Annotated in this window: 12 protein-coding genes and 1 pseudogene; all 13 read left to right on the forward strand. The window is 70.6% G+C overall.

Annotated features, from left to right (window positions below):
* The first annotated feature begins 13 nt into the window (after positions 1 to 13).
* The 13 genes and pseudogenes from rimP (at position 14) to SCMU_RS07875 (ending at position 12,870) form a co-directional block, all read left to right on the forward strand.
* On the forward strand, positions 14 to 655 hold the full coding sequence (rimP, locus tag SCMU_RS07815; RefSeq protein WP_229232448.1) for a ribosome maturation factor RimP: 642 nt from the start codon (positions 14 to 16) through the stop codon (positions 653 to 655).
* Positions 655 to 1,635, forward strand: coding sequence for a transcription termination factor NusA (gene nusA, locus SCMU_RS07820; RefSeq protein ID WP_229232449.1), 981 nt, complete (start codon positions 655 to 657; stop codon positions 1,633 to 1,635). Before rimP ends, nusA begins: the two co-directional genes overlap by 1 nt.
* Before the next feature lie 51 nt (positions 1,636 to 1,686).
* Positions 1,687 to 2,007 carry a YlxR family protein gene (locus SCMU_RS07825; RefSeq protein ID WP_229232450.1) on the forward strand — a complete coding sequence of 107 codons (321 nt, stop codon included), beginning with the start codon at positions 1,687 to 1,689 and terminating at the stop codon, positions 2,005 to 2,007.
* A 156-nt stretch (positions 2,008 to 2,163) separates the two neighbouring features.
* Positions 2,164 to 5,104 (forward strand): annotated as a pseudogene (gene infB, locus SCMU_RS07830) (translation initiation factor IF-2).
* An 81-nt stretch (positions 5,105 to 5,185) separates the two neighbouring features.
* Positions 5,186 to 5,680, forward strand: a complete 495-nt coding sequence (gene rbfA / locus SCMU_RS07835; protein ID WP_229232964.1) for a 30S ribosome-binding factor RbfA — start codon at positions 5,186 to 5,188, stop codon at positions 5,678 to 5,680.
* Positions 5,681 to 6,028: 348 nt separating this feature from the next.
* Positions 6,029 to 6,526 (forward strand): nucleoside deaminase, encoded by a 498-nt coding sequence (locus tag SCMU_RS07840; RefSeq protein ID WP_443020280.1) that lies wholly within the window; start codon positions 6,029 to 6,031, stop codon positions 6,524 to 6,526.
* A 24-nt stretch (positions 6,527 to 6,550) separates the two neighbouring features.
* Positions 6,551 to 7,438, forward strand: a complete 888-nt coding sequence (gene truB, locus SCMU_RS07845; protein WP_443020240.1) for a tRNA pseudouridine(55) synthase TruB — start codon at positions 6,551 to 6,553, stop codon at positions 7,436 to 7,438.
* Between the two features lie 2 nt (positions 7,439 to 7,440).
* Positions 7,441 to 7,809, forward strand: a complete 369-nt coding sequence (locus SCMU_RS07850) for a hypothetical protein (RefSeq protein WP_229232452.1) — start codon at positions 7,441 to 7,443, stop codon at positions 7,807 to 7,809.
* On the forward strand, positions 7,806 to 8,267 hold the full coding sequence (locus tag SCMU_RS07855; RefSeq protein WP_229232453.1) for a hypothetical protein: 462 nt from the start codon (positions 7,806 to 7,808) through the stop codon (positions 8,265 to 8,267). The genes SCMU_RS07850 and SCMU_RS07855 overlap by 4 nt, the downstream gene beginning before the upstream one ends.
* 37 nt (positions 8,268 to 8,304) lie before the next feature.
* A complete protein-coding gene (locus SCMU_RS07860; RefSeq protein ID WP_443020241.1) occupies positions 8,305 to 9,309 on the forward strand; it encodes a bifunctional riboflavin kinase/FAD synthetase in 1,005 nt (334 codons plus the stop codon).
* A gap of 10 nt (positions 9,310 to 9,319) precedes the next feature.
* The gene (locus SCMU_RS07865) at positions 9,320 to 9,943 is read left to right on the forward strand and encodes a hypothetical protein (protein WP_229232455.1); all 624 of its coding nucleotides are present in this window, start codon (positions 9,320 to 9,322) and stop codon (positions 9,941 to 9,943) included.
* A 134-nt stretch (positions 9,944 to 10,077) separates the two neighbouring features.
* Positions 10,078 to 10,347, forward strand: a complete 270-nt coding sequence (gene rpsO, locus SCMU_RS07870; RefSeq protein ID WP_066497233.1) for a 30S ribosomal protein S15 — start codon at positions 10,078 to 10,080, stop codon at positions 10,345 to 10,347.
* 231 nt (positions 10,348 to 10,578) lie between these two features.
* Positions 10,579 to 12,870 (forward strand): polyribonucleotide nucleotidyltransferase, encoded by a 2,292-nt coding sequence (locus tag SCMU_RS07875; protein WP_229232456.1) that lies wholly within the window; start codon positions 10,579 to 10,581, stop codon positions 12,868 to 12,870.
* Position 12,871 lies beyond the last annotated feature (1 nt).

Raw genomic sequence — 12,871 nt, forward strand, 5'->3', positions numbered from 1 at the left:
GAGGCGGACCCCCATGTCCGAGCCCGACCTGCCCTCGCGGGACGCCCCGACGCAGGCAGAGCAGGACCAGCGCGCTGGCGGGGAGGAATCCCGCCTCCACACGCTCCTCGAACCGGCCGTTGAGGCCCGGGGGCTCGTGCTCGAGGGGGTCACCGTCAAGGCCGCAGGCAGGCACCGCACCGTGCACGTCGTCGTGGACCTGTCAGACGACCAGACCGGCGGTGTGGGCCTGGACCTCATCGCGGAGCTCTCGCGCGAGCTCTCCGACGTCATGGACGCCGATCCGGAGGGGGACACCCGGCCGTACGACCTCGAGGTGTCCTCGCCTGGCGTGAGCCGGCCTCTGACCGAGGTCCGCCACTGGCGCCGTGCGCGCGGTCGGCTCGTCAAGGTGAACGTGATCGGCGAGGAGAACGTCACCGGGCGGCTGCGCGAGGTCACGGACACGGGGATCGTCGTCGTGCCCGATCTGCCCGCGAAGAAGGGCGTCAAGCCCAAGCCCGGGGAGCCGCTCGAGCTCCCCTTCGAGAAGGTCCGCTCCGGCAGGGTCGAGATCGAGTTCACCCACCTCGGGGACGTCCCAGACGACGCGGCCCCCGACCATGCCGCAAGCGGCGCAGACCACCACGACACCGACAACGCCGAGGAGGCCTAGTGGACATCGACATGGGCGCGCTGCGCCTGCTGGAGCGGGAGCGGGACATCCCCGTCGAGAAGCTCATCCCCACCATCGAGCAGGCCCTCCTGCTCGCCTACCACAAGTCGCCCGGGGCAATCGAGCGCGCCCGCGCCGAGGTGGACCGCAAGAGCGGCCACGTCACGATCTGGGCCGTCGAGGAGGACGAGGACGGCAACGCCGTCGGCGAGTTCGACGACACTCCCGAGGGATTCGGGCGGATCGCGGCCACGACCGCGCGGCAGGTCATCCTCCAGCGGCTCCGCGACGTCGAGGATGACAACGTCCTCGGCGAGTTCAAGGGCCGCGAGGGCGAGCTGGTCGCCGGCCTGATCCAGCAGGGGCACAACCCGAACATGGTCCAGGTGAACCTCGGCACGGTCGAGGCCGTCCTGCCGCCGCCGGAGCAGGTCCCGGGCGAGAAGTACCTGCACGGGTCCAGGATCCGCGCCTACGTCGTGGACGTGCACCGGGGCATGAAGGGCCCGTCCATCACGCTCTCGCGGTCGCACCCGGGCCTCGTCAAGAAGCTCTTCGAGCTCGAGGTGCCGGAGATCGCGGACCGCAGCGTGGAGATCGTGGCGATCGCCCGCGAGGCTGGCCACCGCACCAAGATCGCCGTCCGGTCGCTCGTGCCGGGCGTGAACGCGAAGGGCGCGTGCATCGGCGAAATGGGCTCGCGCGTGCGGGCCGTCATGACCGAGCTGAACGACGAGAAGATCGACATCGTGGACTACAGCGACGTCCCCGCGACCTTCATCGCGAACGCCCTCTCGCCGTCGAAGGTCACCAACGTGACGATCGTGGACGAGGCCACACGCTCGGCCCGCGTGCTCGTGCCCGACTACCAGCTCTCTCTCGCGATCGGCAAGGAGGGCCAGAACGCCCGCCTCGCCGCGAAGCTCACGGGCTGGCGCATCGACATCGGCTCCGACGCGCAGTCCCACGAAAGGGTCTAGAATAGATAAGTCCGGGTCTGTGCCCGGCGGCAGGATGCGAGAGAGCAGGGAATGACGCAGACACCCGGTCAGCCTCTGCGAACATGCATCGGATGCCGCCGCATCGCGGCCCGGTCGGAACTGCTCCGGCTGGTGGTAGATCCTGATGACGCGCTCCGCGTCGTCGTCGATCCCCGCCGCCGGCTGCCCGGTCGCGGCGCATGGCTGCATCCCGACCGGGCATGCCTGAAGCAAGCCGTCAAGCGGCGGGCGTTCCATCGTGCCTTCCGGGGCCCGGTGGATGCACGCGGCCTCGACGACTACTTCGGCACCTCCGCCCCGGCCCCCGCCGGGACGGGAACCGTCCAAGCTGAAAGCGGGTCAGAAATCTGATGGACACGCGATGAGTCCCCAACCGATGAGTGCGTAGCAATGACCTTCTCGTTGCGCACCGCCGAGGGCTCCACGAGGCGTACCCGCGCTGAGGGAGCCTGCAGCAAGCAGTAGACGGTCCGTGCCTGGCTCGGTGCGGACCGAGACAGGAGAAATGTGGCCAAGGTCCGCGTACACGAGCTCGCCAAGGAGCTCGGTATCACCTCAAAGGACGCCGTCGCCAAGCTCGCAGAGCTCGGCGAGTTCGTGCGTTCTGCGTCCTCGACCATCGAGGCGCCCGTCGTGAAGAAGCTTCGCGACGCCTACCCCGGCGAAGCCGGGAAGAACACCGGCAAGAACGGAGCGGGTTCTAAGTCCTCCGCGACGGCGGCGGAGAAGCCCTCGCGCCCGGCTCCCCGGCCGTCCTCCGGTGCCCCGACCCCCGGTCCGGCGCGCCCGGCGCCCGCCCCGAAGGCGGCAGCGCCCGCCCCGAAGGCGGCAGCGCCCGCCTCGGCCCCGGCACGCGCCGAGGCACCGCGGCAGCCCGCCGCGGAGTCGGCGCCGCGTCCCGCGGCCCAGCCGGCTCGCCCCGCGGCGTCGGATGCTCCGCGCCCCGCGACGCGTCCGGCCGCCGGCTCGTCTGCACCGCGGCCCGGTGCCCGTCCGGCGGCGACCCCCGGCCCGCGCCCGAGCGGTCCGCGTCCCGGCAACAACCCGTTCTCGTCGTCGCAGGGCATGCAGCGCCCCGCGCGCGACGGCGATCGCGCACCTCGCCCGGGCAACAACCCGTTCGCCTCGTCCCAGGGCATGCCCCGTCCGGGTGGCCGTGACGGCGACCGCCCGGGTGGTCCGCGCCCCGCGGGCCCGCGTCCCGGCGGCACGTCCGGGATCCCGCGCCCGGGTGCCCCGCGTCCGGGTGCTCCGCGTCCCGGCGGCGCTCCGCGTCCCGGCGGCGCTCCGCGTCCCGGTGGCGCTCCCCGTCCCGGCGGTGCTCCGCGTCCCGGCGGTTCGGGCGGTCCCCGCCCGAACCCCGGCATGATGCCTCCTCGTACTGACCGTCCGCAGCCGGGTGCCCGTCCCGCAGGCACCGGCGGACGCGGTCCGGGCCGCCCGGGCGGCGCCCCCGGCGGCGGCGGCCCCGCTGGCGGCGGCTTCGGCAAGGGCGGCCGCGGCCGCGGCGGCACGCAGGGCGCGTTCGGCAAGGGCGGCGCCGGTCGTGGCAAGCAGCGCAAGTCGAAGCGCGCGAAGCGCCAGGAACTGGAGCAGATGAGCGCACCGTCGCTCGGCGGCGTCTCGGTGCCCCGTGGCGACGGCTCGACGATCGTCCGGCTCCGCCGCGGCGCGTCGATCACGGACTTCGCGGAGAAGATCAACGCGAACCCCGCCTCGCTCGTGACCGTGCTGTTCCACCTCGGTGAGATGGCCACGGCCACGCAGTCCCTCGACGAGGAGACCTTCTCGGTGCTCGGCGAGGAGCTCGGCTACAAGATCCAGGTCGTCTCGCCGGAGGACGAGGAGCGCGAGCTCCTCGAGTCCTTCGACATCGACCTCGAGGCAGAGCTCGAAGCCGAGACCGACGAGGACCTCGAGAAGCGTCCCGCCGTCGTGACCGTCATGGGCCACGTTGACCACGGCAAGACGCGCCTGCTCGATGCCATCCGAAACACCAATGTGGTGGAGGGCGAGCACGGCGGCATCACGCAGCACATCGGTGCGTACCAGATCGCCTTCGACCACGACGGCCGCGAGCGCAAGCTCACCTTCATCGACACCCCGGGCCACGAGGCGTTCACCGCCATGCGTGCCCGCGGTGCCCAGGTGACGGACATCGCGGTGCTCGTGGTGGCCGCGGATGACGGCGTCATGCCGCAGACCGTCGAGGCGCTCAACCACGCCCAGGCGGCCGGCGTGCCGATCGTGGTCGCGGTGAACAAGATCGACAAGGAGGGCGCGAACCCGGAGAAGATCCGCGGTCAGCTCACCGAGTACGGCCTGGTTCCCGAGGAGTACGGCGGCGACACCATGTTCGTCGACGTCTCCGCACGCCAGAACCTGCACATCGATGACCTGCTCTCCGCGGTCCTGCTCACGGCCGACGCCCGCGCTGGACCTGCGCGCGAACCCGAACAAGGATGCGCGCGGCGTTGCGATCGAGGCGAACCTCGACAAGGGCCGCGGCGCCGTCGCGACCGTGCTCGTGCAGTCCGGCACGCTCCACGTCGGCGACAACATGGTCGCGGGCACGGCCCACGGCCGCGTCCGTGCGATGTTCGACGAGGACGGCGAGTCCGTCGAGGCCGCGACCCCGTCGCGACCGGTCCAGGTCCTGGGCCTGTCCTCGGTGCCGCGTGCAGGCGACACGTTCCTCGTGACCGAGGACGACCGCACCGCGCGGCAGATCGCCGAGAAGCGCGAGGCCGCCGACCGCAACGCGCAGCTGGCCAAGCGCCGCAAGCGGATCAGCCTCGAGGACTTCGACCAGGCTGTGGCCGAGGGCAAGATCGACACCCTCAACCTCATCCTCAAGGGCGATGTGTCCGGTGCCGTCGAGGCGCTCGAGGACTCGCTGCTCAAGATCGATGTGGGCGAGGACGTCCAGCTCCGGGTCATCCACCGCGGCGTCGGTGCGATCACCCAGAACGATGTCAACCTCGCCACGGTCGACAACGCGATCATCATCGGCTTCAACGTCAAGCCGGCGGAGCGCGTTGCCGAGCTCGCGGACCGCGAGGGCGTGGACATGCGCTTCTACTCGGTCATCTACGCGGCGATCGACGACATCGAGCTTGCGCTCAAGGGCATGCTCAAGCCGGAGTACGAGGAGGTCCAGCTCGGCACCGCCGAGGTCCGGGAGATCTTCAAGTCCTCCAAGTTCGGCAACATCGCCGGCTCGATCGTCCGCAGCGGCCTCATCCGCCGCAACGCGAAGGCCCGCGTGCTGCGCAACGGCGTCGTGGTGGGCGACAAGCTCACGATCGAGTCGCTCAAGCGGTTCAAGGACGACGCGACTGAGGTCCGAGAGGGCTTCGAGTGCGGTATCGGGCTCGGCTCGTTCAACGACCTCCAGCTCGAGGACATCATCGAGACGTTCGAGATGCGCGAGAAGCCGCGCGTCTAGTCGGCTCGGAAGGAAGGGGTCCCGCCCGCGGGGCCCCTTCCGCCTGTCCTGTCCACGGACCTTCCCATGAAGGAGAACACCATGGCCGATCCGGCCCGCGCCGCGCGCCTCGCGCAGCGCATCAAGGTGGTCGTCGCTGAGGCCCTGCGCAAGTCCGTCAAGGACGAGCGCGCGGAGGCGATCACGATCACCGACGCCCGCGTGACCAACGACCTCCAGCACGCCACCGTGTACTACACCGTGCTCGGCGACAGCGCCGCTGCGGAGGCCGCCCGCGAGGTGCTCGAGACCAAGAAGGGGGTGCTCCGCCGCGAGGTGGGGCGCAACCTTACGATCCGGCTCACGCCGACGCTCGAGTTCGTCGCCGACGAGATCCCCGTCAATGCCTCGCACCTCGAGGACCTTCTGCGTCAGGCCAAGGCGCGTGACGCCGAGGTGGCCCAGCTCGCCCAAGGCGCGACCCCCGCGGGCGACGCCGACCCGTACCGCAAGGCGGAGGACGACGTTCTCGCCGGCGACGGGGACGAGTACGACGGCGAGGACGAGTCCGACGGCGTCGAGCCGCGCGACGACTGACGCGCGCCGTCTCACGACGAAGGGGCGGCGCCTCATCCGATCGGATGAGGCGCCGCCCCTCTGCTGCCTTCCCGAGGCTCAGAGCTTGAGGGAGACGAGCTTGCCATTCGGCGGATCGTTCTCGCTCATGGGCAAGGCATCAGTGGTCGCGTACAGCGTGCTGCCCTGGACCGCGAGGGCGTAGGCGTGCGAGTCGACATGGCCCGAGTACGGCGCCCTGGCTCTCGAGGAAGTACGTCGTGCTTCCCTGGGCCGCCGACCCCGCGACGTCCCACCCGGTGTGTGGCCATGATTCGCGCCCTCGCATCCCTGCACCGCCGGGGCCCCTAGGATGGGCCCATGCCTGAGATGTCCCAGCCCGCACGATCGGACGACGTCGAGCGGTACCTCGCGCGCGCCGTCGACCTTGCGGTAGCGAACGTCGCGGAGGGCGGTGGCCCGTTCGGCGCCGTGGTCGTGCTGCCCGACGGGCGGACGTTCGAGGGCCAGAACCGCGTGACTCGGGACAACGATCCCACCGCCCACGCGGAAGTGGTCGCGATCCGCGGGGCGGCAGCTGCGGCGGGGTTCGACCTCACCGGCGCGGCGCTGTACGCGAGCTGCGAGCCCTGCCCGCTGTGCCTTGCCGCTGCCCTGTGGGCGCGGATCGGCTCCGTTCACTATGCGGCGGACCGCCACGACGCGGCGGCCGTCGGCTTCGACGACGCGGCGTTCTACGAGTACTTCGACGCCGGTTCTGGCGGCCACGGCGAGCACTCGCTCCTTCCGATCATCAGGACCCAGATGCCCACTCAGGGGCGCCCCTTCACGGCATGGACCGAATTCGAGGGCCGCGTCGAGTACTGATCCCGGCTCCATATACTGGGAGGCGTGCTTTCAGGACTGGTGATCGTGGACAAGCCACGCGGGTGGACGAGCCACGACGTGGTGGGGAAGGTCCGCAGGCTCGCGGGCACGCGCAAGGTGGGCCATGCCGGCACGCTGGACCCCATGGCCACGGGGGTGCTCGTGGTGGGCATCAACAAGGCCACCCGCCTCCTCTCCCACATCGTCGGCACCGAGAAGACGTACACGGCGACGATCCGGCTGGGCCAGCGCACGGTCACCGACGACGCCGAGGGCGAGATCCTCGAGGAACGGATCGCCGCCGCGGTCACCGAGCAGCAGGTCCGCGACGCCGCCGCCCGGCTCACAGGGGACATCCTCCAGGTGCCCAGCAGCGTGAGCGCCATCAAGGTCGCGGGCGAGCGCTCGTACGCGCGCGTCCGGGCGGGGGAGCAGGTCACCTTGGAAGCCCGGCCCGTCACGATCCACGCGTTCGAGATCCACGGCATCCGCCGCGAGCGGGCCGGCAAGCTCCAGGACGTCGACGTCACCGTGCGCTGCTCCTCGGGCACGTACATCCGGGCCCTGGCGCGCGACCTCGGCGCCGACCTCGGGGTCGGCGGTCACCTCACGGCCCTGCGTCGCACCCAGGTCGGGCCCTACGGGATCGAGCAGGCACGGACCCTCGAACAGCTCGCCGAGGACTTCGAGGTGCTCCCGCTCGCGGATGCCGCGCGCGAGCTGCTGCCTGTGCGCGAGCTCAGTGCCGACGAGACGGTCGAGCTGTCGTTCGGGCGCCGCATCCCCGCGACGGGCACGGAGGCGCTCACCGCTGCGTTCGCGCCCGACGGCGCGCTGGTCGCCCTCGTGAAGGACGTCGCCGGCCTCGCCAAGCCCGAGCTCGTCTTCGCCGCGCAGGGAGAGGACGCCTGAGCGTGGACCCCTTCTTCATCGTCGGCACAGCCCTGTGTGCCCTCTCGCTCATCCTGTGCGTCGCGGCCGTGATCACGAAGACCTATCCCGGGGACGCGGCCATCGTATCGGTGGCCGTCGTCGAGGTCTTCCTCGTCGTGTTCGGCGTGGCCGCCGGGATCCGGCAGGCCGGCGGCGAGTCGATCCGTGGGGAGGCCTGGGAGTTCTGGGGGTACTTCGCCACCGCCCTCATCGTCCCGATCGTCGCGTTCTGGTGGGCCATCGCGGACAAGACCCGGTGGAGCAACGCGGTGCTCGGTGCGGTGCCGCTGACGATCTTTGTGATGCTGTTCCGCATGGAGCAGATCTGGAATGGAGCCCCCTTCTCATGACCCCCAGCACGCCCGCGCCCAAGCCCGAGCACTCTCCCCGCACCCGCAGCGTCGGGCTCGGGCGGATCCTCGTGGCCGTCTACGGCGTCTTCGCGCTCTCGGCCACCGCCCGCGCCGGCTACCAGATCGCGACCCAGTTCTCCGCGGCGCCGCTCGCCTACCTCCTGAGCGCGGTCGCGGCCGTCGTCTATATCGTCGCCACCATCGCGATGGCCCGGCGCGGCGTGACCAGCTGGTACGTGACGCTCGGGGCGATCCTCCTCGAGCTCGTCGGCGTCGTCGCTGTCGGAGCGGCCAGCGTGCTGGACCCCGCGGCCTTCCCGCATGACACGGTCTGGAGCGGCTTCGGACGCGGGTACGGCTACGTGCCGCTGGTCCTGCCGTTCCTCGGGATCGCGTGGCTGCTCTACAACAGGCCCCGAAAGACGGCCGACGTGGGCGAGGGCGGAGACCGGTAGTCTTGACAGGCACATACATGGCGACGAGGCGAGGACGATGGTCTTGATCTGGCACGGAACGGACGAGATTCCCGGGAACATCGGTCCCACGGCCGTCACCATCGGGAACTTCGACGGCGTCCACCGCGGCCACCAACAGGTCCTCGCACAGCTGACGGAGACTGCCAGGCAGAGCGGGAGCCGGGCCGTCGCCATCACGTTCGATCCCCACCCTGCCCAGGTCCACCGCCCGGACACGGCCCCCCATCTCATCATGGGCATCGAAGACCGCCTCGCCGCGCTGTCGGCCTACGGGCTCGACGCGATCCTCGTGCTGCACTACACGCTCGAGTTCGCCCAGCAGAGCGCCGAGGAGTTTGTCCGCGGGATCTTCGTCGACGCGCTGCACGCCTCCCACGTCGTGGTGGGCCACGACGTCCGGTTCGGGCGCGGCAACGCCGGCGACCTGGCCACGATGCAGGAACTCGGCGATCGCTTCGGGTTCGGCGTCGTCGTAGTCGAGGAGTTCACCGAGCACGCTCCGGCGAGCGCGGGGCAGGAGGTGGACGACGACGAGGAGCGCCGCTGCTCGTCGACGTGGGTCCGCGAGGCCCTCGAGAAGGGCGACGTGCGCACCGCCGCCGAGATCCTCGGACGGCCGCACTCGATGCACGGCGAGGTGGTCCACGGGGCGGCGCGTGGCCGCGCACTCGGCTTCCCCACCGCGAACCTCGCGCACGAGGCCGTCGGACACATTCCGGCCGACGGCATCTATGCCGGCTGGCTCGTCGACGAGTCGGGCACGCGCTGGCCCGCGGCCATCTCGGTGGGCTCCAACCCCACCTTCGCGGGGGTTTCCCGGCAGGTCGAGGCCCACGTGATCGACCGCCCCGACGAGGCACCGGAGTCCTTCGACCTCTACGGGCAGAAGGTCGTCGTGGAGTTCGTCGAGCGGCTCCGAGGCATGGTCGCCTACCGCGGTCCCGAGGCCCTCGTCGAACAGATGAAGCTCGACGTCGACCAGGCCCGCCACGTTCTGGCGGGTCGCGGACTTCAGGCCTAGAATCCGGCACATGAGCGGGATTCCGGCGGGCCGCGGCGGTTCGGGCCGGGCCTGGATCCGGTGGGCGGCCCTCGGCATGATCGTGGGCGGAGCCGCCATGTTCCTCCTCCACACCGGAGGGTTCGCGGCCACGAGCGTCGCGGGGTACTTCATGGCGGTGGGGCCCGGGATCGGCATCGCTCAGCTCCTGCTTACTGCCGGCGCCGTCGGGCTGTGGTCGGACCACTCCTTCGGCGGTGGCGCACTGGCCCGCACGGGGCTCGGGCTCGCCATCGTGGGGCTGGCCGTCCTGGCGATCTCGAATCTGGTCCGCCCCTTCGGGGACCTGTGGTACTTCGCCGCGGCCGCGTCCGTCCTGGCTCCGCTCGGCTTCATCCTCGCCGGTGTCGCGGAGCTGCGGAACCACGCGTGGACCGGGTGGGAGCGGTTCGTTCCCCTCGGTGTCGGCATCCTGCCGATCGTGATCGTGTACCCCGGGCTGGCGCTCGGCGGCTCCTCCGCCGTCGGTGAGTTCCTCGTGGGGGTCTGGGGCCTGGCATTCGTCGTGCTCGGCTGGGCCGAACTGCGCGAGCCGCCGCTCGAGCCGATTCGCATCAGGGATCACGTTTCGACACGGCGCCCCAAGAACCGATAGAATCCTCTGTGGCCCTCGCTGCAGTCCGTGGCGGCCTGGGCCGCGCCGGGCGCATCAACCGCAGCAGCGGGCGGCCGGTGTTCCCCGGGGACGCAGCGTCCAGCGGGCCGCACGGCACGAAACGAGGAGCTCCAATGGCTTTGGATCCCGCCGTCAAGCAGGAGATCATCAAGGAATACGCGACGAAGGAAGGCGACACCGGGTCCCCCGAGGTCCAGATCGCCGTCCTCACCAAGCGCATCAAGGACTTGACTGAGCACATGAAGCAGCACAAGCACGACTTCCACACCCAGCGCGGCCTGCTCGCGCTCGTGGGTCGCCGCAAGCGCATGCTCGCCTACCTGCACGACACCGACATCGCGCGCTACCGCTCGCTCATCGAGCGCCTCGGCCTGCGCCGGTAGTCTTGGGAGCGGCCCGACCTTCTTCTTGAGGAAGGGCGGGCCGCTTCTCACAACGGGCTTCCGGCGCCGCCGGGCCCCACAACCGAATCACCACCAGGAGGCACCGGCTGCCTGCGGTCCTCGGTAGTGGCCTTTGCGGGCATGGCGTCCTCGACGCCCATGCGCCAAGGGCCTCGATCGAAGACCGGGTTCCGAGTTGCCTCCACGCTCACGAAATGGAGGTGCTCTCCCATGGAGGGTCCCGAGATCCAGTTCTCTGAGGCCGTCATCGACAACGGCCGCTTCGGTCAGCGCGTCGTGCGCTTCGAGACCGGCCGTCTGGCCAAGCAGGCCGCCGGTGCCGCGATGGTCTACATCGACGACGACACCGCGCTCCTCTCGGCCACGACGGCCGGCAAGTCCCCGCGCGAGGGCTTCGACTTCTTCCCGCTGACGGTTGACGTCGAGGAGCGCATGTACGCCGCGGGCCGCATCCCCGGCTCGTTCTTCCGCCGCGAGGGCCGCCCCTCGACCGAGGCCATCCTCGCGTGCCGCCTCATGGACCGCCCGCTGCGCCCGGCGTTCGTCAAGGGCCTGCGCAACGAGGTCCAGGTCGTCGTGACCGTCCTCGCCGTCAACCCCGACGAGCTCTACGACGCCGTGGCGATCAACGCCGCGTCGATGTCCACCCAGCTCGGCGGCCTGCCGTTCTCGGGCCCGATCGGCGGCGTGCGAGTCGCGCTCGTGCACGACGAGAACGGCGCCCAGTGGGTCGCCTTCCCGAAGCACTCCCAGCTGGCCAAGGCGACGTTCTCGATGGTCGTCGCCGGCCGTGTCGTCTCCGGCGGTACTGGCTCCGGCGCTGCCGGCGACGACATCGCCATCATGATGGTCGAGGCCGAGGCCACCGACAACGCGTGGAACCTCATCAAGGACGAGGGCGCCACCGCCCCGACCGAGGAGATCGTGGCCGAGGGCCTCGAGGCCGCTAAGCCGTTCATCCGCGCCCTGTGCGAGGCCCAGCAGGACCTCGCCGACCGCGCGGCGAAGCCCACCACGGAGTTCCCGATCTTCCTCGACTACGAGGCGGACGCGTACGACGCCGTCGACGGGGCTTCCGCTGCCAAGCTCGCCGAGGTCTTCCAGATCGCGGACAAGCAGGAGCGCGACACCGCGTCCGACGCACTCAAGGCCGAGGTGCTCGCGCAGCTCGCCGAGCAGTTCGAGGGCCGCGAGAAGGAGCTCTCCGCAGCGTTCCGCTCGGTGACCAAGAAGGTCGTCCGCCAGCGCATCCTCAAGGACCAGGTCCGCATCGACGGCCGCGGCCTGACGGACATCCGCCAGCTCACCGCCGAGGTCGAGGTGCTCCCGCGCGTCCACGGCTCCGCGATCTTCGAGCGGGGCGAGACCCAGATCCTGGGCGTCACGACGCTGAACATGCTCAAGATGGAGCAGCAGATCGACTCGCTCTCGCCGGTCACGCACAAGCGCTACATGCACAACTACAACTTCCCGCCGTACTCCACGGGCGAGACGGGCCGCGTCGGCTCGCCGAAGCGCCGCGAGATCGGCCACGGCGCCCTCGCCGAGCGCGCCCTCGTGCCGGTCCTGCCCTCGCGCGAGGAGTTCCCGTACGCGATCCGCCAGGTGTCCGAGGCCCTCGGCTCGAACGGCTCGACCTCGATGGGCTCCGTGTGCGCCTCGACCCTGTCGCTCCTCAACGCCGGCGTGCCGCTCAAGGCTCCGGTCGCGGGCATCGCGATGGGGCTCGTCTCCGACGAGGTGGACGGTCAGACCCGCTACGCGGCGCTGACCGACATCCTCGGCGCCGAGGACGCGTTCGGGGACATGGACTTCAAGGTCGCCGGCACCTCCGAGTTCGTCACCGCGATCCAGCTCGACACGAAGCTCGACGGCATCCCCGCCTCGGTCCTCGCCGCCGCGCTCAAGCAGGCCCGTGAGGCCCGCCTGCACATCCTCTCGGTGATCAACGCCGCGATCGACCGCCCGGACGAGCTCTCCGAGTTCGCCCCGCGCATCATCGCGATCAAGATCCCCGTGGACAAGATCGGCGAGGTCATCGGCCCCAAGGGCAAGATGATCAACCAGATCCAGGAGGACACGGGCGCCGACATCTCGATCGAGGACGACGGCACCGTGCTCATCGGCGCGACCGACGGCTCCTCCGCCGAGGCGGCCCGGGCCGCGGTCAACGCGATCGCGAACCCGCAGCTGCCCGAGGTCGGCGAGCGCTACCTCGGCACCGTCGTGAAGACCACCACGTTCGGCGCCTTCGTCTCGCTCACCCCGGGCAAGGACGGCCTGCTGCACATCTCCGAGCTGCGCAAGCTCGCCGGCGGCAAGCGCGTCGACAACGTCGAGGATGTCGTCTCGGTGGGCCAGAAGGTCCAGGTCGAGATCACGAAGATCGACGACCGTGGCAAGCTCTCCCTCGCGCCCGTCGTGGACGAGAAGCCCCAGGACGCCGACTCTGGCGCTGATGCTGTCTCTGCCGAGCCGGCGGCCGAATCGGCCGACGCGTAGC

Origin of the sequence: Sinomonas cyclohexanicum (assembly GCF_020886775.1) — a bacterium.
Taxonomy (GTDB): Bacteria; Actinomycetota; Actinomycetes; order Actinomycetales; family Micrococcaceae; genus Sinomonas; species Sinomonas cyclohexanicum.